General features: G+C 32.0%; 21 protein-coding genes. 11 read left to right on the forward strand and 10 right to left on the reverse strand.

The features are described 5' to 3' along the window. Positions 1-36: 36 nt before the first annotated feature. Together GN138_RS05655 and GN138_RS05660 are read right to left on the reverse strand one after the other, a co-directional pair. A complete protein-coding gene (locus tag GN138_RS05655; RefSeq protein ID WP_157362823.1) occupies positions 37-1,395 on the reverse strand; it encodes a pyridoxal phosphate-dependent decarboxylase family protein in 1,359 nt (452 codons plus the stop codon). A 39-nt stretch (positions 1,396-1,434) separates the two neighbouring features. Then, complete coding sequence (locus tag GN138_RS05660) at positions 1,435-2,688, reverse strand: type IX secretion system plug protein (RefSeq protein WP_157363342.1); 1,254 nt, start codon at positions 2,686-2,688, stop codon at positions 1,435-1,437. Positions 2,689-2,853: 165 nt separating this feature from the next. On the opposite strand from GN138_RS05660, the gene GN138_RS05665 reads away from it, so the two are divergent. The 6 genes from GN138_RS05665 (at position 2,854) to nqrF (ending at position 8,966) form a co-directional block, all read left to right on the forward strand. Further along, positions 2,854-4,206, forward strand: a complete 1,353-nt coding sequence (locus GN138_RS05665) for a Na(+)-translocating NADH-quinone reductase subunit A (protein WP_157362824.1) — start codon at positions 2,854-2,856, stop codon at positions 4,204-4,206. Further along, positions 4,206-5,432 (forward strand): NADH:ubiquinone reductase (Na(+)-transporting) subunit B, encoded by a 1,227-nt coding sequence (locus GN138_RS05670; protein WP_157362825.1) that lies wholly within the window; start codon positions 4,206-4,208, stop codon positions 5,430-5,432. The genes GN138_RS05665 and GN138_RS05670 overlap by 1 nt, the downstream gene beginning before the upstream one ends. 2 nt (positions 5,433-5,434) lie before the next feature. Beyond that, complete coding sequence (locus GN138_RS05675) at positions 5,435-6,181, forward strand: Na(+)-translocating NADH-quinone reductase subunit C (RefSeq protein ID WP_157362826.1); 747 nt, start codon at positions 5,435-5,437, stop codon at positions 6,179-6,181. Positions 6,182-6,184: 3 nt separating this feature from the next. Continuing rightward, the gene (locus tag GN138_RS05680; protein ID WP_157362827.1) at positions 6,185-6,829 is read left to right on the forward strand and encodes an NADH:ubiquinone reductase (Na(+)-transporting) subunit D; all 645 of its coding nucleotides are present in this window, start codon (positions 6,185-6,187) and stop codon (positions 6,827-6,829) included. A 73-nt stretch (positions 6,830-6,902) separates the two neighbouring features. Further along, positions 6,903-7,640: an NADH:ubiquinone reductase (Na(+)-transporting) subunit E gene (gene nqrE / locus GN138_RS05685; RefSeq protein ID WP_157362828.1), complete on the forward strand. Its 738-nt coding sequence runs from the start codon at positions 6,903-6,905 to the stop codon at positions 7,638-7,640. Between the two features lie 12 nt (positions 7,641-7,652). Then, positions 7,653-8,966: an NADH:ubiquinone reductase (Na(+)-transporting) subunit F gene (gene nqrF / locus GN138_RS05690; RefSeq protein WP_317162719.1), complete on the forward strand. Its 1,314-nt coding sequence runs from the start codon at positions 7,653-7,655 to the stop codon at positions 8,964-8,966. A 77-nt stretch (positions 8,967-9,043) separates the two neighbouring features. On the opposite strand, the gene GN138_RS05695 is transcribed toward nqrF, so the two are convergent. Together GN138_RS05695 and GN138_RS05700 are read right to left on the reverse strand one after the other, a co-directional pair. Further along, positions 9,044-9,493: a Na(+)-translocating NADH-quinone reductase subunit F gene (locus GN138_RS05695; protein WP_157362830.1), complete on the reverse strand. Its 450-nt coding sequence runs from the start codon at positions 9,491-9,493 to the stop codon at positions 9,044-9,046. A 40-nt stretch (positions 9,494-9,533) separates the two neighbouring features. Next, entirely contained in the window at positions 9,534-9,914 is a 381-nt protein-coding gene (locus GN138_RS05700; protein WP_157362831.1) for a cupin domain-containing protein, read from the reverse strand. 104 nt (positions 9,915-10,018) lie between these two features. Between GN138_RS05700 and GN138_RS05705 the strand changes: the two genes are divergently transcribed. From GN138_RS05705 to GN138_RS05720, 4 genes are all read left to right on the forward strand, one after another. Then, the gene (locus GN138_RS05705; protein WP_157362832.1) at positions 10,019-10,885 is read left to right on the forward strand and encodes a DUF4846 domain-containing protein; all 867 of its coding nucleotides are present in this window, start codon (positions 10,019-10,021) and stop codon (positions 10,883-10,885) included. Positions 10,886-10,905: 20 nt separating this feature from the next. Beyond that, positions 10,906-11,283, forward strand: coding sequence for a Na(+)-translocating NADH-quinone reductase subunit F (locus tag GN138_RS05710; RefSeq protein ID WP_157362833.1), 378 nt, complete (start codon positions 10,906-10,908; stop codon positions 11,281-11,283). 51 nt (positions 11,284-11,334) lie between these two features. Next, complete coding sequence (locus GN138_RS05715) at positions 11,335-12,306, forward strand: FAD:protein FMN transferase (protein ID WP_157362834.1); 972 nt, start codon at positions 11,335-11,337, stop codon at positions 12,304-12,306. A 141-nt stretch (positions 12,307-12,447) separates the two neighbouring features. Further along, complete coding sequence (locus tag GN138_RS05720) at positions 12,448-13,734, forward strand: hypothetical protein (protein ID WP_157362835.1); 1,287 nt, start codon at positions 12,448-12,450, stop codon at positions 13,732-13,734. Between the two features lie 135 nt (positions 13,735-13,869). Here GN138_RS05720 and GN138_RS05725 read toward each other — a convergent pair whose 3' ends face one another. The 4 genes from GN138_RS05725 to map are packed head-to-tail and all read right to left on the reverse strand — an operon-like array spanning position 13,870 to position 16,623. Next, entirely contained in the window at positions 13,870-14,238 is a 369-nt protein-coding gene (locus GN138_RS05725; RefSeq protein WP_157362836.1) for a DUF423 domain-containing protein, read from the reverse strand. A gap of 8 nt (positions 14,239-14,246) precedes the next feature. Beyond that, positions 14,247-15,011: a class I SAM-dependent methyltransferase gene (locus GN138_RS05730; protein WP_157362837.1), complete on the reverse strand. Its 765-nt coding sequence runs from the start codon at positions 15,009-15,011 to the stop codon at positions 14,247-14,249. A gap of 4 nt (positions 15,012-15,015) precedes the next feature. Then, the gene (locus GN138_RS05735; RefSeq protein ID WP_157362838.1) at positions 15,016-15,795 is read right to left on the reverse strand and encodes a DUF3050 domain-containing protein; all 780 of its coding nucleotides are present in this window, start codon (positions 15,793-15,795) and stop codon (positions 15,016-15,018) included. A 9-nt stretch (positions 15,796-15,804) separates the two neighbouring features. After that, the gene (gene map, locus GN138_RS05740) at positions 15,805-16,623 is read right to left on the reverse strand and encodes a type I methionyl aminopeptidase (RefSeq protein ID WP_157362839.1); all 819 of its coding nucleotides are present in this window, start codon (positions 16,621-16,623) and stop codon (positions 15,805-15,807) included. A 120-nt stretch (positions 16,624-16,743) separates the two neighbouring features. On the opposite strand from map, the gene GN138_RS05745 reads away from it, so the two are divergent. Further along, complete coding sequence (locus tag GN138_RS05745) at positions 16,744-18,015, forward strand: acetyl-CoA hydrolase/transferase family protein (protein ID WP_157362840.1); 1,272 nt, start codon at positions 16,744-16,746, stop codon at positions 18,013-18,015. Here the strand turns inward: GN138_RS05745 and GN138_RS05750 are convergent, their stop codons facing one another. Together GN138_RS05750 and gpmI are read right to left on the reverse strand one after the other, a co-directional pair. Continuing rightward, on the reverse strand, positions 18,016-18,414 hold the full coding sequence (locus tag GN138_RS05750) for a BT0820 family HAD-type phosphatase (protein WP_157363343.1): 399 nt from the start codon (positions 18,412-18,414) through the stop codon (positions 18,016-18,018). Between the two features lie 160 nt (positions 18,415-18,574). Further along, positions 18,575-20,092 carry a 2,3-bisphosphoglycerate-independent phosphoglycerate mutase gene (gene gpmI, locus GN138_RS05755; protein ID WP_157362841.1) on the reverse strand — a complete coding sequence of 506 codons (1,518 nt, stop codon included), beginning with the start codon at positions 20,090-20,092 and terminating at the stop codon, positions 18,575-18,577. Between the last annotated feature and the right edge of the window lie 189 nt (positions 20,093-20,281).

The raw sequence follows: 20,281 nt of genomic DNA on the forward strand, positions 1-20,281 counted from the left end.
ATGAAGCATTAAAATTCAGTTAAGTGGTAGTGATTTTTAACAAATCTTCTCTGCGGATGCTTCTAAAGTATCAAAAAAGTGAAAAATATCTTCTTTTTCTAGCAAACTATTAATGGTAACCATTCTTACAAACTCATTATTATTGAATTTTCCGAAACCTACCATAAGTTCAGAATTCTTATATAAAGCAGTACATAATGTATTAGCAGAAACATTTTTATAATTAAAACATACCGAAATAGAATTATCAAAACTGTAAAGGGTGTAATCTTTATGGTTATTTATATAATCTCTTGCAATTTGTGCCATTTCAAATTGTTTATTTACAATTTTTTCTAGACCATTAGTTCCAACAGATTTCCAAAGTGTCCAAAGCTTTAGAGCGTCGTTTCTTCTGCCGCATTGTAATGATGTTTTTCCTGGATTAAAGTCATCTTCATCTGTTTGATATAAATATTCAGCATCGTTAGAAAATGAATTGTAAAGCTGCTCTTTGTGTTTTGTAATTATAATAGAACAGCTTAAAGGTGTGCCTAACATTTTGTGTGCATTTACACTAAAAGAATCTGAGTGTTCTATACCTTTTATAAGATGTTTGTATGATTTACTAAAAATTACACTTCCGCAATAAGCGCCATCAACATGTAACCATAATTGATGTGTTTTACAGACTTTACTTATTGCCTCAATATCATCAAAAGCACCAAGAACAGTTGTGCCAGCAGTGGCATTAACAAAAAAAGGTTCTAAGTTATTTTTTATATCTTCAGTTATTAATTCATTAAGGTGCTCTGCAAGCATTTCGCCCTTATTATTGGTATTAACTAAGCGAACTTGGTTTCTGCCAATTCCTGTTAAAGCAGCATTTTTAGCAATTGAATAATGAGACTCTTTAGATGTGTATAGCGTCATTGGTTTAGATAAGCCTTCTGTTCTTGCAGATTTGTTTTTATAATCTCTTGCCATAATGAGCGCCATCATATTACTCATAGAACCTCCAGGAGCTAATGTACCTTCACTGTTATCAGGATATCCAGCTAATTTGCATATATTTTTTAATACCTGTTTTTCTATGCCAACTTGTGGTCCTGCAACTTTATAGGTGTACATGCTATTATTAAACATCACCGCAAGTAATTCGCCAAGTGTAGCCTTGCCTATTCTGCCTCCAAATAGTTGATTAAAAAATGATTTTGAAGCTGTTTTTGGAGTGCTTTTAATAAGTGTTATTAAAATTGATTTTAATTGCTCGTCTATAATTGCTTCAGACTGTAATGATAAATCTAAGGTGTCATATAATTTTGACGCAGGAATAGGTTTAGCAACTGGTTCTTGTAGTTCTTCTTTTAAGATGGTATCACATAGTTGAGTAAATAAAGCAATATCTGTCTGCATTTAGTAAGAAATTAAGAGAAATTAATAAGAAATGTTTTTTTAGTTGGTAATATTTGTAGATGAAGCTTCACCGTAACCAATAAGGCGATCGTAACGTGCACCAAGATCTCTATAATAAACTAGTACTTTGTAATTGTTTTCGGTCTGCCAGTAATTACCACTAATGGCACCTTCATCAATAGCATCGGTTTCTTGGTCTACTACTACATATTTATAGTTGTAAAAACCTTGTTTTAGTAACATTGTTTTTTCATATCGTTGACTTTCAGTATTGTAATCCATTTTGTTTAAGGGTTCAATAGCGTATGCATTGAAATTTCCATATATATAAACGTCTTTATTTTGTATTTCGTCATTAGATAATGAAAAATGTATCATTGTATAGTCTGCTTCAATATCTACGTCATCACTGTCTATTGCTGTCACTAAAAAATTTCCATTTATATCAGGATTATAGGTGTACGGTTGGTTTTTTCTTGAAACATTAGTATACAAGTAGTTGTGGTAAATGTCTTTTAGTTTAATAAATTGAACACCAACATTTGCGGCTCTAACATCTTTATTTTCATAATTCCAATATTCGTTTCCTCCCCAAAAAGAAGATTCAGTATCGTATTTATAAATAAGTTCATTACCTAAAGTGTATTGTGGTTTAAGATTTGAAATTGCTGTGTTGAGGTTGTTGTTTTGAATAATTAATGTTCTAATAGTTTCTAGTGGATTGTTTAAATTTAAATTAGTCGTTGAGATGACCATATCTATAGATTGTTTTTCGGCTATGACCTTAACATCTCTACTGCGTTTTACACTAACACCTACAGTAGCAATATTTTCATAAATCATAAATTTTCTGCTAAACATAAGCTCATCATAATCATCGTAAATAGAAATCATATAATTTCCACTCTTTAATAGCGCAAGGGTTTGTGTGTTAGGAATGGTTAGATTGTAATGCGAATATATTTGATAGGTATTGAATGAATTCTCATAGGTTTGAATTCTTTGATAATCTAATCCTTTAAGGTATTCAGATTTTACAAGATTGGAAGGTGTCCAATCAAAATTAAAATGCTCAATAACATAATAAAAGTCTTCTTCGTTTGCAGTGAGCGCATCAAATTCTAATTCTAAAGTTTCCCCAAGCTCTAATATAGGAAGCTGTCCTTCGGTAGTATTACTTTTAAATGTTATGGTTTTAATAAAATCTGGAGGAATAACTTCAATGGCTACCTGAGAAATTAAAGTTGAAGGTAAAATTATGATTAAAAGGAGGTTAAAAATATTTTTTTTCATCATTAAATAAGTACGTTGTGTAAAGATAATCAAAATTCATGCCCATAAAACACACTTATTATTTAAAATCATTACAAATAAGAAAAGATGCTTTTATTTCGCCTGCTTTTTTAAGCATAAATTTGTAATTTCGCACGGATTTTTTAGATAACTAATCTTTAGTATATGTCAAAGGACATCAAAATTAAAAAGGGTTTAGATATAAAGTTGGTCGGTGAAGCCGAGAAAGCTACGGAAAATGCTATAATTAGTAATTCCTATTCTATAAGACCTGAAGACTTCCACAGTATTATTCCAAAATTAGTAGCCAAAGAAGGTACTCGAGTAAAAGCGGGTGAGACTTTATTTTATAATAAAGATAATGAGGCTATGAAATTTGTGTCACCTGTATCTGGTGAAATTACAGAAGTACAACGTGGACCAAGACGTCGTATAGACGCTATAAAAATTTTAGCAGATAAAGAACAAACTTTTATTGATTACGGTAAGTTTGATTTAACTTCTGATGCAGAAAAAACCAAAGCACATTTGTTAGCTACAGGTTGTTGGTCTTTTATAAAGCAACGTCCTTATGATGTTATTGCAAATGCAAATAACACGCCAAAAGCTATATTTGTTTCAGGTTACGCAAGCGCGCCTTTAGCTGCAGATTTAGATTATACTTTAGCTGGTAAAGAAGCCGAGCTGCAAGCGGCAGTTACTGCTTTGTCTAAATTAACAGAAGGTAGTGTGCATGTGTCTGTAGGTAAAACATCTAATTCGCCTTTAGCAAATTTAGAACACACTATTACTCATAAGGTTTCTGGCCCACATCCATCTGGAAATGTAGGTACTTTAATTAATAAGGTTGATCCTATTAATAAAGGTGAAATAGTTTGGACGGTTAATGCACAAGATTTGGTAATAATAGGAGAATTATTATTAACTGGTAAATTTAACGCAGAGCGTATTGTTGCATTTGCGGGTTCTTCCGTTAAAAAGCCAAGATATTTTAAAACTAAGTTGGGTGCTGAAATAGCAACTATGGTCTATGATAATGGTGTAGAGAGAGATGGTAATGATCGTATAATCTCTGGGAATGTTTTAACAGGTAAGCAAGTAGCTCCAGATGGTCACTTAGATTACTATAGTAATGTAATTACAGTTATACCAGAAGGAGATGATTACGAGTTGTTTGGTTGGAATAAGCCAGTATTTAATAAGATTTCTACGTCTAGAGCGTTAACATTTTCTTGGTTAACTCCTAAGAAAAAATACGATTTAAATACAAATACAAACGGAGAGCATAGAGCATTTGTTGTAACAGGATCATACGAAGAAGTATTTCCTTTAGATATTTACCCAATGCAGATTTTAAAAGCTTGTATGTATCAAGATTTAGATGAAATGGAAGCTTTAGGGATGTACGAGGTTGCACCAGAAGATTTTGCACTAACAGAATTTGTTTGTGTTTCTAAGCAGCCACATCAAAAAATTATAAGAGAAGGATTAGACTTAATGCTAAAAGAAATAGGATAATGGGTTTAAAACAAAATTTACATAATTTTAGACAAAAGAATAAAGATAAGAAGTGGTTGCCAGCATTTTCTGCAATACATACGTTTTTATTCTTACCTAATGAGACCACACATAATGGTACTCATATAAAAGCAGCCGATGATTTAAAGCGTACAATGAACACTGTTATTATGGCAATGGTTCCTTGTTTAATATTTGGTATGTTTAATGCTGGGTATCAGCATCATCTTGCTTTTGGAGAAATTCAACAGGCTACAAATGGGTTTTTTAGCGCAGAATTTTGGACATTAGATAATTTTCTAGTTGGTTTCTGGAAAGTAATTCCTCTAGTAATTGTATCTTACGTAGTAGGTTTAGCAATAGAGATTTTCTTTGCCGTTAAAAATAGTCACGAAGTAGAAGAAGGGTATTTAGTAACAGGTATGTTAGTGCCTTTAATAGTACCAATAGATACACCATTATGGATGTTAGCCGTAGCAGTTGCTTTTGGTGTTGTTATAGGTAAAGAAGTTTTTGGAGGTACAGGGATGAATATTCTTAATCCTGCATTAACCATACGTGCATTTTTATTCTTCGCATATCCAACATGGATGTCTGGAGATAAAGTATGGGTACATGGCGCAGTAGAGCAAGATCAATTAATTGCAGCAGGTCAAAATGTGGATGCTATTTCTGGTGAAACAATCTTAGGTAGTTTAGCACAAGGTAAAGCAGCAGGTTACGAGGTAATGGATATGTTTTATGGCTTAATTCCTGGTTCTGTTGGTGAAACATCTACCTTGTTAATACTATTAGGTGCATTATTCTTAATCTTCACCAAAATTGGAAGTTGGAGAATTATGTTGTCATCTGTAGTGGGTGCTTTAGTAATGGGATTAATATTTAATGCTGTTGTAAGTTCTGGTTGGATTACTGAATCTAGCAAGTTTTACGGATTAATGAGTACAGAGTTTTGGCATCACTTACTAATTGGAGGTTTTGCTTTTGGTACTGTATTTATGGCTACTGATCCTGTGACAGCTTCGCAAACAACAAAAGGTAAATGGATATATGGTTTCTTAGTAGGGTTTATTTCTATAATGATTCGTGTATTCAATCCGGCATATCCAGAAGGTGTAATGTTAGCTATATTATTAATGAATGTGTTTGCACCAACAATTGACCATTATGTGGTACAAGGAAATGTAAAGAAAAGAATGAAACGTTTAAAAGCTAAAGTTGCATAACGATGGAAAATAGAACAGATAAAAATTCATATACTATAATTTTTGCCATTGCGATGGTTTTAATAGTAGGTTCTTTATTAGCATTTACAGCAGCTTCATTAAAGCCTACAATTTCTGAAAATGAGCGAATGGAAAAGCAACAGAATATTCTGTATGCTATGGGAGTAAATGATAATGATGAAGGAAGTGCTACTTTTATATCAACAGATAAAGTTGCAGGAGAGTTTTCTAAATATATAAAGAAGCAAATTGTTATTGAAAATGGTAGCGCTACTGAAAATGATCAGGCTTATTTAATTGATGTGAAAAAGGAGCAAACAAAAGCTAAATCTGGCGGTACAAGAAGTTTACCTTTATTTATAGGTGAAAAGGATGGTAAAACATTTTATATAGCACCGATTAGAGGAAAAGGACTTTGGGATGCTATTTGGGCTTATGTTGCAATGGATGAAAATATGGTTGTACAAGGTGCTTATTTTGATCATAAAGGTGAAACACCAGGTTTAGGTGCAAACATTAAGCAACGTTTCTTTATGGACGATTTTATTGGAGAGCATTTATTAGATGAATCTGGTAATTTTGCTGGTATTACAGTTGCTAAAGGAAATGCCGATCCAAAAAATTTAGATAAAACAGATAACGAAGTAGATGCCATTGCAGGTGCTACTATTACAGGTGATGGTGTTACAGCAATGATTCGTAAGGATTTGAAGCTATACTGGCCTTATTTTAAAACTTTAAAAAAATAATTTATGGGACTTTTATCAAAAAAAGACGCCAATTTAATATTAGATCCATTAGCAGATAATAATCCAATTACCATACAAGTACTGGGTATATGTTCTGCATTAGCAATTACAGCAGAGCTAAAAGCTTCTATTGTAATGGCAGTTTCGGTATTATTTGTTTTGGGTATAGGAAACGTAGTGATCTCTTTAATGAGAAATATTATTCCTTCAAAAATTAGAATTATTGTGCAACTAGTTGTTGTCGCTGCCTTAGTAATTATTGTTGATCAAGTTTTGAAAGCTTACGCCTATGAGCTAAGTAAAACACTTTCTGTATTTGTTGGATTAATTATTACCAACTGTATTATTATGGGACGTTTTGAAGCTTTTGCGTTAGGTAATGGACCTTGGAGATCCTTCTTAGATGGAATTGGAAATGCTGCTGGTTACGGTTTAATACTTATAATAGTCGGATTTTTTAGAGAACTATTAGGTTCTGGTACATTATTAGGATTTAAAGTTTTAGGTGATCCAATAGAAAAAACAGGACTATATGCAATTGGTTATGAAAATAACGGTTTTATGTTATTATCACCTATGGCATTAATTGTTGTTGGTATCATAATTTGGATTCAAAGAAGTAGAAACAAAGCGTTAATAGAAGACTAAAAAGTACGCAGTTTATAATCCCAGTAATCAGTAGTAACTGTGAATTGAGATTGAGACTGAAAACTAAAAGAATATGGAACATATAGAATTATTTTTCAAATCAATATTTATAGACAACATGGTATTTGCAACATTCCTAGGAATGTGTTCTTACTTGGCGGTTTCTAAAAAAGTATCAACTGCTGTTGGTCTTGGTGCGGCTGTAATTTTTGTATTAGCAATTACAGTACCTTTAAACTGGCTATTAGATCAGTATTTATTGCAGCCAGGAGCATTATCATGGTTAGGTGATGAATATGCTAGTTATGATTTAAGCTTTTTATCTTTTATTATGTTTATTGCAACAATTGCTACAATGGTACAATTAGTTGAAATCATAGTAGAGAAATTTTCACCATCTTTATATAACTCATTAGGTATATTTTTACCATTAATTGCTGTGAACTGTGCTATTTTGGGAGGTTCATTATTTATGCAATCTAGAGAAATAGCAACCTTAGGTTTAGCCTTGAATTACGGTATTGGTTCTGGTATTGGTTGGTTTTTAGCAATTTTAGCAATTGCTGCAATTAGAGAAAAAATTAGATATAGTAATGTACCACCTGCACTTAGAGGTTTAGGTATTACTTTTATTATTACAGGGTTAATGGCCATAGGTTTTATGAGTTTTGGAGGAATGTTAACTGGTGGAGATGAAGAAGCTAAGCCAGAAGAAAATTCAGCTAAAATAGAAGTTATAAAAGAAGATATTAATAAAGAAGAAGCTCATCTTAAGTCTGACTTAGAAATAGCTGAAAATACAAACAAGTAATTGATTGATATGATTATATTAGCCGCAAGTACAATCGGTACTATAGTTGCAACAGTTGTCGCCTTTTTATTGGTAACACTATTGTTAGTAGCATTATTATTATTTGTAAAACAAAAATTATCACCATCTGGTCCTGTTACTATAAAAATTAACGGTGAAAGAGAATTAGAAGTTGCCTCTGGAGGTACATTATTAAGTACTTTAGGTAGCCAAAAGATATTTTTGCCATCTGCATGTGGTGGAGGTGGTACTTGTATTCAATGTGAATGTCATGTATTATCTGGTGGAGGAGAAGCACTACCAACAGAAACACCTCACTTTACTAGAAAAGAACTAGCACATGGAGCACGTTTATCTTGCCAAGTGAAAGTAAAACAGGATATGGAAATTACAATTCCTGAAGAAGTATTTGGTATTAAAAAATGGGAAGCTACTGTTGTTTCTAACTATAATGTTGCAACTTTTATTAAGGAATTTGTAGTTGAGATTCCTGAAGATATGAATTATAAGGCAGGTGGTTATATTCAAATTGAAATTCCTGAATGTGAGATTAAATATTCAGATATGGATATTACGGCACATCCTGAAGATCATCCTGGAGAACCAAATAAGTTTGAGGCAGATTGGGATAAATTTGGTTTACGTCCTCTAGTAATGAAGAACGACGAATTAGTTGAAAGAGCTTATTCTATGGCTTCTTATCCAGCAGAAGGAAGAAAAATTATGCTAAATGTACGTGTTGCAACACCGCCTTTTGATAGAGAAAAAGGTGGATGGATGGATGTTAATCCTGGCGTAGCATCGTCTTATATTTTTAACCAAAAGATTGGTGATAAAGTAACTATTTCGGGACCTTATGGAGAATTCTTTATTAATGAGTCTGATTCTGAAATGTTATACGTTGGTGGTGGTGCTGGTATGGCTCCAATGCGTTCTCACTTATACCAATTATTTAGAACCTTAAAAACAGGTCGTAAAGTAACGTATTGGTATGGTGGACGTTCTAAAGCAGAATTATTCTATATCCATTACTTTAGAGCCTTAGAAAAAGATTTCCCGAACTTTAAATTCTATATAGCCTTATCTGATCCAACAGAAGCTGATAATTGGAAATTAAAAGAAGATATTAACGATGAATCTGGAGATGGATTTACTGGGTTTATTCACCAAGTAGTGATTGACCAGTATTTATCTAAGCATGAAGCGCCAGAAGAAATTGAATTATATTTTTGTGGACCACCATTAATGAACCAGGCTGTTCAGAAAATGGGTGAAGATTTCGGTATTCCGGATGAGCACATTAGATTTGATGACTTTGGAGGTTAATCTAAACCTTTTAAATATAAAAAAGCCAACTCAATTAGAGTTGGCTTTTTTTATTAGATTCTGCCATGAGTTTTAAGTTATTCTTGGAATTGTAATTGTAATACAGGTTTTTCAAAATTAAATAGAACTGAGCAATCCATTACATTTTCTATGCCTTCTAGTTGGCATAGTATTTTTACAACTTCGCACAAACCTTCAAATAAAATGGAGTCATTAATTAAAGTTGGCTTATATAATCTGTTTTCTTTAGTAGTATAATATTGGCAACCTTTTAGAAACGTATGTTCTATAGTGAGTAACTCTATTGGTGAATAGCCATTAAATTTTCTTCCAAGATTTTGATGCACCATTCCAACGTAATTTAATTGTATTGAGCCATGTTTGTCTGTTAAGTGTTTCCAACGGTCACTATTATCTAAAATGTTGCCTACAGCACAAGCTTTACAATCATCAGGATTTAGTGTTTTATTGTGAAAAGCATTATAAAGTTTATTAATTGCATGATCAAAACGAATAGAGTTTGTCATAATTTATCTGTTATCATTTCAAGATAAAAGATATAAAAAATTATTTATACTCCATAATTAAGAATACAGCTGTTGTATTACCAATGTTTAAAACTTCGTGTGTTGTTATCTCATCCTTTCTAAAACTGTAACCCGTTGGCACATTTACTTCTCTTGTGCCTGAGGTGTCGGTTATTCTAAATTTGCCACCAGATAGTGTGTAACCAAAATGAGGATTGTGGTAATGTTTCTCATGTCCTACATTGGGTTTAAAAGTACATTTAAGTACTCTGAGTTTTTGGTTTTCTTCAACAACTTCACATACAGCATCACCTTGCCAGCCGGCTTCTAATGGATCTGGTAATTTATTATTGTTCTGGCAACTTAGTAGTAGAATAGAAATGAGTATACAATTATAGTATAGTAGTGATTGGGTTTTCATTATAAAATCAATTTGTGGTAAATTTAAGAACTATATAACAATTAGTGAGTTTATTCCGTTAAGTGACTGAATGTCTTTGTTCTAAAATTTGAAATTTAATCTTCATGAAAAAAATATTACTTATTTTATTATCTCTATTTACAATTGTATTGTTAGCATATCAGTTTAAACCGGTGAAAAGAGTTGCGGAAACTGTAGTTTCAATAATTGAGACACCAGAATTATTAAATAAGGATAGTTTAACCATAAAAACAAGGGTTAATGTACCGGTTGGTTATAAACGCGTATTGTATGCAAAGGGTAGCTTTGAAGAATATCTAAGAAACTATAAATTAAAAACTTTTGGAAGTAAAATTATTAATTATGATGATACCAAATATTTCTGGCAACGCGGACATGTTGGTATTTTAGAAATACCTGTTCCTAAAAATGGCTTACAGCAATGTGCAGATGCATTAATTAGGGTACGTAGTGAATATCTTTGGGATCACAATAGAAAAGCCGAAATTGGTTTTAATTTTACGTCTGGTCACAATTGCTCATGGTTAAAATATGCCCAAGGTTATAGACCAAAGATAAAAGGTAATAAGGTTACATTTCATAAAACAGCTTCGGCTAATTCCTCCAAAGCAAACTTTTATAAATACTTAAATTTAATATATACGTACTCTGGGACTTTATCACTCTACAATGAATTAAAATCTATTAAAGCTAAAGATTTAAAAATTGGAGATATGCTTATAAAAGGAGGAAGTCCAGGGCATATTGTAATGATTTGTGATGAAGCTGTAAATGAGAGAGGAGAAAAAATATTTTTACTTTTTCAAGGAAATACACCAGCTCAGAGTGTACATTTGGTTAAGAATTTAGAAGATTCTAACAATTCTCCATGGTACAAATTAAAAGATGACGCAGCAATTTCTGTCTCTAATTACATGTTTGAAAGCGCCAAGTTTGTAAGATTTAAATAGCAACTTTGTATCTTTGTTTTATGAGCAAACCATTGACACCTCAAGAAGTACATAATTTAGCAATGAACCATGTTGGTAAAGACCTAGAAGCGCGTGGTTTTGAATTTGTAGCCATAAATAGTAAGCTTAAACGTCATCCACAATTTGTGTGTGTAGATAAAAATAACCAATACTTTTTTGTAGTAGTTAGAGCTGTGATATTACCAGAAAACCCTAATAATTATGACATTGTTTGGATGGAAACCTTTAAAAAACATGCTTACGAAAAAGATGCTAAGGTTTTATATGCAGGTGTAGGACTTGGAAATCCTAATGGTGAAGATTTACCTCTATATTTAAACCAAGAGTATCTCATAGAGTACAATGGTGTACAAGTTATAGATATGAATTTAAATTAATTTCTAATAATTTACGTAGCAGGTTTATCTCAAGAATTTAATTTAAAACTTATGAAAAAAATAATTTGTCTATATCTATTAGTTATAGCGTTTTCTTGTCAGCAAGAGCCAAAAAATATAAAACTCACTGGTTCTGTTTTTGGGACCAATTATAATATTCAATATTTTTCTGATGAAACAGTTAATTATCAAAAACAGTTTGATAGTTTATTTGCAGTGGTCAACAGGTCGCTTTCTACTTATATAGAAGATTCGGATATATCTAAGCTTAATAGAAATGAATTAACCAAAGTAGATCAGCATTTTCAAAATGTATTTAAAGCCTCCAAAATCATCTACAGAAAAACCGAAGGAGTGTTTGATCCAACTATTGGAAATGTTGTTAATGCTTGGAATTTTGGTGCAGAAAAGAACAAGTTTTTAACCGATAGTGTTACTATAGATAGTTTAATGCGATTTGTAGGTTTCAATAAAGTAGGGTTAGTTAATGGGCACATAAAAAAGCACAAAGAAAGTTACTTAGAGTTTAATGCCATAGCTAAAGGTTATGGTATTGATGTTATTGCTAATTTTTTAGAATCTAAAGGTATAACCGATTACTTAGTAGATATTGGAGGAGATTTAAGAACAGCTGGTGTAAATATTGAAAGTAAAAAAGGTTGGACAATAGGTATTGACGATCCTAATTTTGATGGGCAGCAAACCTACTCAAAAGTTTTAACCTTAAAAGATGAAAGTTTAGCAACATCTGGTACTTACAGAAAATTTAAAGTAGATGATAATGGTAATCGTTACGCACATATTATTAACACAAAAACAGGTTACCCTACTAAAACAAATATCCTCAGTGTATCGGTCATAGCACCAGATTGTATGACGGCAGATGGGTATGCTACAGCATTTCAAGCCATGGGTATAGAAACTGTAAAGAGGTTCTTAAATTCACATCCAGAATTAAGGGTTTATTTCATTTATGAAGATGAGAATAGTGAGTTAAAAACACTTAGTTTAAATAGTTTTTAAGAATAATAGAAAAAGTTTTAAATCAAAGGATTACATTATATCTATATTATTTGGTAAGGTGTCGAAAAAATTAATAAATAATTTTATTTTTTTATTAGTTTGAAAGTAACTAATTGAACACCAACCAATTCACCATTTATTATGAAATTTAGATGTATTTCTCTCTATTTTTTGTTCCTATTTCCAATTCTAAGTTTTACACAAACTAATAGTGAAATTGCAGAAGTCTACATAAACCGGTCCGAAGCGCTTTTTATCGATACAGAATTGGATAAATCATTAGAAATATTCAATAAAGCGCTAAAATACATGGATAGCATACCTAATAGCCGAGTTGCAAAATTAGGAACCTATTTATATTATGAACACAAACAATTTTTTGAAGCGCGCTCTTATGCCAGATGGTATTTTGATTTAGAAACAGATAAATCTAAAGAAGAATATCAGTCTATGTTAGAGATGTTTGTTAATATCCAAGAAGAAATTGATAAGCATATTGAGGAGCAAAAAGCTTTAGAGATTCAAAGATTAAAAGAAGAAAGAGAAGCAAGACGTTTAGATTCACTTAATAATCTTTGGCTAGAGAAATCTAAGGCCTACATGGTAGACATAGACAGTATTTATAAGTTTAATAAATACAATTTAGCAATTTACGCTAAAGATGGCAAGTTAGGTCTAATGGATGATAATGGTATTGTGATAGAAAAACCCCAAGATTTTAACCACTTCATCACTTATGATGGCTATTTTTTAATGTTAGATAAACCAAAAAATCCAACAAAAATTTATGCCTATAATTGCGCAGAAAAGACAGGTTTTTTATTGCCAAATGTATCTGTATTTAATTCTAATTCTTCCCATTATGGACAAGTTATGCAACCAAGAGCTAATGGTATATTAGTAACCTATCCTAATAATTCTGGCAAGGCTTATATCTATAATCTAAAAAAGCAGTCGTTTGTAAAACAAAATGAATTAAAAGATTTATTAAAAGAACTTAAAAAGAATGACATTATAGAAAAGTACAAAGATGAACAAATCCGAATCAATAAAATGTGGTTAATCTTAGGGCAAAATATTGGTGCTGATATTTATGAATTATATGATGATAACAACAAGCGTTATGGATATTTAAACACATCTAATGGTAAGATCTATGATGTTCAGTATTATAATTATTTAGGCGGTTTCTGTGATGGAAATTTTGAATTAATTGAAGGTGATAAACGATTTTGGTTAGATGCAGATGGTGTTAAAAGAAAAACAAACAATAACGAAAATGGTAAATATTCTGGCACGTCTAGATTTGTAAAGCAAGCAGATGGTTATTACAATATACTACAAAATAGAGAAGGAAAAGATTATTTAATTCTTGGTGAAAATGCTTTATTAAATCAGAAATTATTTATCTCAGAGACCAAAAATTAATACTCGAAAAAAAAATAATAATAAATCATTTTTTTTTGTGACCTATCAAAAACTTCTGTTTCTAAGTAAGTGAGTGTGCTATTAACACTTAATTATAAAAAAGTTGTTCTAGGTTAGGGTAGAGCAGCTTTTTTTTTATATAAAATGAAAAATCAATAACAGCCAACCTACAACCAGTAGCAAACCACCAATAGGAGTAATAGGGCCTAAAAACTTTAGTTTTTTTCCTTTTGCATCACTTAAAACCAAACCGTAAATACTAAAAGAAAAAAGTACAATACCTAAAGTAAAACACCAATAGATGGCTTTTGTCACAAATTCATCATTAAAACCAAGAAGCAATAAAACAATGGCATGATACATTTGATATCTTACACCAACCTCAAAACTATGTAGTTGGTCAGTAGATAAAATTTTCTTTAAAGCGTGTGCGCCAAAAGCGCCAAAAATAACCGATAGCATACCAAAAAGTGCGCCTGTCGTAATTATAATGTATTGAGCCATATTTTAATTTATTTATAGACAACAGGAATAATTTCTCCATCAGCCAAACAATATTTTGTAATGTTCTCCGTGGAGAGTGAAGCAGTATAATCTATTTCTTCAACTTTAAAACCTATGCTTCTAAGTTTATCAAAGTAATCTCTACCATAAACACGAACGTGGTCATATTGTCCAAAAATTTTGGCGCGTTCTGCTTTATCTGTAATGCTATCGTCCTCAAAAGTTTCTGCTCTAGTTAAATCTTGAGGAATTTGAAATATGCCATAACCTCCAGGTTTCATTACTCTGTATAATTCTTGCATGGCTTTAGTATCATCTGGAATATGTTCTAAAACGTGGTTACAGAGAATAATGTCGTAACTATTGTCCTCAAAAGGGAGGTCGCAAATATCTGCCTTTACATCTGCAATTGGAGATAATAAATCTGTAGTGGTGTAATCTAAATTTGTAAGTTTTCTAAAACGTTTTAAAAAACACTGTTCTGGTGCAAAATGAAGCACTTTTTTATTGGTCTTAAAAAAATCAGTTTCATTGTTAAGATAGAGCCATAATAAACGATGCCTTTCTAAAGAGAGGGTAGAAGGCGAAAGTACATTAGGTCTTTGTTGGCCATAACCATAAGGTAAAAAGGATTTAAAACTTTTACCATCAATTGGATCTGTGTATTTGTTTCCTTTTAAGTAGAAAGCCATAATAGGTCTAACAAGGTAACTTAGCCTAATTAATAAAGGTCTCGGGATGGTGTTTAATATAATTTTGAATAGCTTTTTCAAAAGTCTACATTTCAATTAGTTTTTTAGAATTTATTAATTCTTCTATACCATCCCAAAGTAAAATCCGTTTTTGCAAAGCATTTTTAGCAACCTCTATAGCATCATTCCATTTTGAAGAATCGTTGCCACAAAGTTCTTCAATCATTTTTAAGGATAAAGGTCCATGTTCGTCACCATCTAATTCTATGTGTCTTTTAAGATAATAGGTTAGTTTACTGTAACAGGTGTCGCTAGTTTTAGATTGGTTTATAATCTGAAAAAACATATCTGGGATTAAATCTTCGCGTCCAAATGTAAAAGCAGATGCTATTTTATGCGGCTGGTTAGTATTAATAATATCAAAAGTAAAGTTGATAAATGTAGCTGTTTCTGGTAATAAGCTAACTGATTCAATTGCATCTTTTATGGATAAACCATTTTTAATTTGAACAATAAATTCTTCAATTTGACGGGAATTAGCACCAATTTGTTTCATGGCATCTAAATACATTTCAAAATGACTTTTAGGCTTGCCAAGTTCATTAATATCACTTTCCTCTCCAAGTACTATTTCATTTATAAAACGAGATGTAGAAGGGTTAGAAACAGGTATCCAAGGTAATGTTGTTGAAGTTAAATGATTTTGAAGTGCTTTTAACAAAGACATAAAATCCCAAACTGCAAAAACATGCTGTTCCATAAAAACCCTAATATCTTCAATAGAAGATAAGGTGCTATATAATTTATGATTGTTTAATTCTTCTCGTAATGATACTAGTTCTTTTTCTAAGTAATCTATCGTCATAAATAGTAATTAAAGTACTAAAGCGTTTTGTCTAAATGCGTCTTCTTCGTTAGATGTAATGCCTAAAGCTTCATGCACGTAACCAAAGGTTGATAAAATTTCAGGCTTACCTTCTACAATGGCAATATCGTGTTCAAAATGAACACTTGGTTTTCCGTCTTGTGTTACAATCGTCCAACCATCACTAAGTTGTTTAACCTTATGAGTTCCCATGTTTATCATTGGTTCAATAGCTACAACCATACCTTCAATAAATTTCTTGCCACGACCTCTTTTTCCATAGTTTGGCATTTCTGGATCTTCATGCATTTTTCTACCTAAACCATGGCCAACTAATTCTCTAACAACACCATAGCCTTCTGCTTCACAATATTTTTGAATAGCAAAACCTACATCACCAACACGGTTTCCAACTTTTAATTGCTCTATACCAACGTATAACGATTCTTTGGTAGTTTGAATTAATTTTTTAGTGGCTTCGTCTACATTACCAATTTCAAAAGTATAGGCGTGATCACCATAAAAACCATTCATAAAAGCCCCACAATCTATAGATACAATATCGCCATCTTTTAATGGTGTATTTGTAGGTAAACCATGTACAACGGCTTCATTTACACTACAAAGTAACGTAGAAGGACAATCGTAAAGACCTTTAAAACCTGGTAAGGCACCATGGTCTCTTATAAATTCTTCAGCAATTTTATCTAAATGATTTGTGGTTACACCTTCTTTAGTTTCTTTGGCTAGCATACCCAAAGTTTTAGATACAACAAGTGCGCTTTGACGCATCAATTCAATTTCTTCAGCTGTTTTTACTATAATCATGGTTTCGTTTATTGAAGCGCAAAGATAGGCATTATAATATTTTAATTATTCTTGAAAACATGATTAATCGCAGTTTATAATTAAGATTTCTAATTTAGTTTTGTGACATAAAAAAAAGTGATGTATAAAACAGTTACAGCAGAAGAGGCATTACAGGTTGTAAAATCTAATGATCGTGTTTATATTCAAGCGGCAGCTGCAGCACCTCAAAGTCTTGTAAAAGCATTAGCTGCGAGACATGAAGAATTACGAAACGTTGAAGTTTGCCATTTACACACGGAAGGAGTAGCACCTTATGCTAATCCAGAGTTTAGCGAAAGTTTTCACGTGAATTCGTTTTTTATTGGGAAGAATGTACGCCATACGTTAAAGGCAGGTAACGGAACATATACACCTGTTTTTTTAAGTGAGCTACCACGTCTTTTTCAGCAACGCATTATTAACCTAGATGTGGTTTTAATCCATGTTTCTGTACCTGATCGCCATGGTTATTGCTCTCTTGGTGTGGCTGTAGAGGCTATTTTGGCAGCAATAGATAATGCTAAAATTGTAATTGCGCAGGTAAATCCGCAAATGCCTAGAACGCATGGAGCTGGTGTAATTCATATTACTGAAATTGATTATTTTGTAGAATCTGATGAGGAAATACCACTACATCAAATGGCGCAACCAAATGCTATTGAAGCAAAAATTGGAAATTATGTTGCCAACCTAATTGAAGACCGAAGTACTTTACAAATGGGCATTGGATCGATACCCAATGCGGTTTTAAAAAGTCTTACCAACCATAAAGATTTAGGATTGCATACCGAAATGTTTTCAGATGGTGTTATAGATTTAATTTTAGATAATGTTATAAATGGTAATTATAAAAAAATTAATCGTGGTCGTGCACTTTCTACTTTTGTTATGGGTTCTAAGCGTTTGTATGATTATGTAGATGATAATCCGTTTGTAGAAATGAGAGCATCAAACTATACTAATAATGCTGCGTATATAAAACAAAACCCTCAAATGGTTGCTATTAATTCTGCTATTGAAGTTGATTTAACTGGGCAAGTTTGTGCAGATTCTATTGGTAGTAGTATGTACTCTGGCGTTGGTGGTCAAATGGATTTTATTCGCGGTGCGTCTTTAAGTAAAGGTGGTAAAGCAATAATTGCGCTTCCGTCTGTTACAAAAAATGGTGTGAGTAGAATTGTACCTATTTTAAAACCTGGAGCTGGTGTTGTTACCACTAGGGCTCATGTTCAATATGTTGTTACGGAATATGGAATTGCTAATTTGTATGGCAAAACAATTAAACAAAGAGCAGAGGCATTAATTAAAATTGCACATCCTAATCATAGAATGCATATAGAAAAAGCATTTTTTGAAATGTTGAGGCTTTAGTTAAAATTTCCACCATTTCTTTTTAGCAGTTTTTATTTTTGGTTCTTCATTAGTAATTATTTGATATACTTCTCCCCAACCTAGTATACCTCCAATGTTTCTATCATCAATAAATAAATCTGCATTAATTTTTCTAGATCTTGTATAGTCGTATTTTTCTTCTGGGAAACTAGCATTTACGGCATAAAACTCTATGCCATTTTCTTTACAAAAATCTACAGCTTCTTGTAATTTTGATCCAGATCTATAGGTCCAAAGTATAAGACGATGGCCATCTTCTTGTAATCGTTTTAAAGTTTCAAAAGCAAAAATACGCGTTTTACCAATTTTAGGATAAGCATCCTCTACAATGGTACCGTCAAAATCAACCGCTATTATTAATCTGTTTTGAAAATTCATGTTATTCATAAAATGTAGGTTAGGGCAAAGTTACAATAATAAGCCTTCTGTGCTAATTTGAATTTATATTGATGCCTTTTTTGTAGTGTTTATTAAGAGTTTTTATCCTTGAATTATACACCAAAGTAAACTACAAAAAAGGCACATTATTAAAATGGTATTATACCAAACTTTCTCTGGTCATAGCTTCTGGTTGTGGAACACCTATAAGTTTTAAAATTGTAGGTGCAACATCTCCTAAAATACCATCTTTAATTGTTTTTAATTCTTTATCTATTAAAATAATAGGAACTGGATTAGTTGTGTGTGCCGTGTTTGGTGATCCATCAGGATTAATCATGGTTTCACAATTACCATGGTCAGCAATTAAAATAGTTGTATAATCATTTTCTAAAGCTGTAGTTACCACACTTTTTACACAAGCATCAACAGCTTCACAAGCTTTTATAGCAGCTTCCATAACACCTGTGTGGCCAACCATATCGCCATTAGCAAAATTTAAACATACAAAATCAACGTCTCCTTTTTTAAGTTCAGGTACTAAGGCATCTGTAAGTTCAAAAGCACTCATTTCTGGTTTTAAATCGTAAGTTGCTACTTTTGGAGAGTTTCTTAAAATTCTTGTTTCACCTTCAAACGGTTCTTCTCGTCCACCAGAGAAGAAGAAAGTAACATGTGGATACTTCTCTGTTTCTGCAATTCTAATTTGTTTTTTGTGATGTTTTTCTAATACTTCACCTAAAGTGTCAGAAAGATTGTCTTTATTAAAAACAACGTTAATCCCTTTATAATTATCATCATAATTAGTTAAAGTAACGTAATGAAGCTTTAATTTGTGCATGTTTTGCTCATGGAAATCACTTTGTGATAAAACTTCTGTTAATTGGCGTCCACGATCTGTTCTAAAGTTAAAGAAAATAACAACGTCGTCATCTTTAATAGTAGTTACAGGTTCATTGTTGCTATCAGTAGCTATAATAGGTTTTATAAACTCATCTGTAACATCATTGTTGTAATTATTTTGAATAGCTTGTAATACATCATTTGTCTTTTGGCCTTCACCATTAACCATAGCGTCGTATGCTATTTTTACACGCTCCCAACGTTTATCTCTATCCATGGCGTAATAACGTCCAGTAACGGTTGCCACTTTTCCGGTAGTTTTTTTCATATGCTCTTCTAAATCTGAAATAAAACCATGTCCAGATTTTGGGTCTACATCTCTGCCATCTGTAAAAGCGTGTACAAAAACATTTTCTAAACCATAATCGTTAGTTGCATTTAGTAACCCAAAGAGATGATTAATGTGTGAGTGCACACCACCATTACTAACTAAGCCTAATAAATGCACATTTTTATTATTGGATTTAGCATATTCAAAGGCATTTTTTAATACCTTTTCTTCTCTCAATGTTTTATTTTCTACAGCAAGGTTTATTTTAACTAAATCTTGGTATACAATTCTACCTGCACCTAAATTCATGTGGCCAACTTCACTATTTCCCATTTGGCCTTCTGGCAAACCAACGTGCAAACCGTCGGTCCTTAAACTGGCATTGGGATATTTAGTATAAAGTGAATTAATAAATGGAATTTGTGCATTGTCTATTGCCGAAACTTTAGGGTCTGGAGATTTTCCCCAACCATCTAAAATCATTAAAATAACCTTCTTATTCATCTGTAAAATGTTTTATATATCAAAGATAATACATACAACACTATAACAATTCTGTATAAGAAAAAAAATTAGGGTGTTAACTAAAATTTAAGCTTTGGTAATCTACGGATTTGCTAACTCTTGCTATTTGTGATTGTGTTAACATATTTGTTTTCAAACCGTTAAAGAAATGTTATAAAATATTTTTGT

Source organism: Winogradskyella endarachnes (genome assembly GCF_009741275.1).
Classification (GTDB): domain Bacteria; phylum Bacteroidota; class Bacteroidia; order Flavobacteriales; family Flavobacteriaceae; genus Winogradskyella; species Winogradskyella endarachnes.

Bases quoted from the DNA above. Each gene is read 5' to 3' on its own strand.
- GN138_RS05665 (WP_157362824.1), top strand. From the start codon at position 2,854: ATGTCAAAGGACATCAAAATTAAAAAGGGTTTAGATATAAAGTTGGTC.
- GN138_RS05655 (WP_157362823.1), bottom strand. From the start codon at position 1,395: ATGCAGACAGATATTGCTTTATTTACTCAACTATGTGATACCATCTTA.
- GN138_RS05715 (WP_157362834.1), top strand. From the start codon at position 11,335: ATGAAAAAAATAATTTGTCTATATCTATTAGTTATAGCGTTTTCTTGT.
- GN138_RS05720 (WP_157362835.1), top strand. From the start codon at position 12,448: ATGAAATTTAGATGTATTTCTCTCTATTTTTTGTTCCTATTTCCAATT.
- GN138_RS05745 (WP_157362840.1), top strand. From the start codon at position 16,744: ATGTATAAAACAGTTACAGCAGAAGAGGCATTACAGGTTGTAAAATCT.
- GN138_RS05750 (WP_157363343.1), bottom strand. From the start codon at position 18,414: ATGAATTTTCAAAACAGATTAATAATAGCGGTTGATTTTGACGGTACC.
- GN138_RS05705 (WP_157362832.1), top strand. From the start codon at position 10,019: ATGAAAAAAATATTACTTATTTTATTATCTCTATTTACAATTGTATTG.
- GN138_RS05675 (WP_157362826.1), top strand. From the start codon at position 5,435: ATGGAAAATAGAACAGATAAAAATTCATATACTATAATTTTTGCCATT.
- GN138_RS05700 (WP_157362831.1), bottom strand. From the start codon at position 9,914: ATGAAAACCCAATCACTACTATACTATAATTGTATACTCATTTCTATT.
- GN138_RS05695 (WP_157362830.1), bottom strand. From the start codon at position 9,493: ATGACAAACTCTATTCGTTTTGATCATGCAATTAATAAACTTTATAAT.
- GN138_RS05710 (WP_157362833.1), top strand. From the start codon at position 10,906: ATGAGCAAACCATTGACACCTCAAGAAGTACATAATTTAGCAATGAAC.
- GN138_RS05670 (WP_157362825.1), top strand. From the start codon at position 4,206: ATGGGTTTAAAACAAAATTTACATAATTTTAGACAAAAGAATAAAGAT.
- GN138_RS05735 (WP_157362838.1), bottom strand. From the start codon at position 15,795: ATGACGATAGATTACTTAGAAAAAGAACTAGTATCATTACGAGAAGAA.
- gpmI (WP_157362841.1), bottom strand. From the start codon at position 20,092: ATGAATAAGAAGGTTATTTTAATGATTTTAGATGGTTGGGGAAAATCT.
- nqrE (WP_157362828.1), top strand. From the start codon at position 6,903: ATGGAACATATAGAATTATTTTTCAAATCAATATTTATAGACAACATG.
- GN138_RS05660 (WP_157363342.1), bottom strand. From the start codon at position 2,688: ATGAAAAAAAATATTTTTAACCTCCTTTTAATCATAATTTTACCTTCA.
- GN138_RS05680 (WP_157362827.1), top strand. From the start codon at position 6,185: ATGGGACTTTTATCAAAAAAAGACGCCAATTTAATATTAGATCCATTA.
- GN138_RS05725 (WP_157362836.1), bottom strand. From the start codon at position 14,238: ATGGCTCAATACATTATAATTACGACAGGCGCACTTTTTGGTATGCTA.
- map (WP_157362839.1), bottom strand. From the start codon at position 16,623: ATGATTATAGTAAAAACAGCTGAAGAAATTGAATTGATGCGTCAAAGC.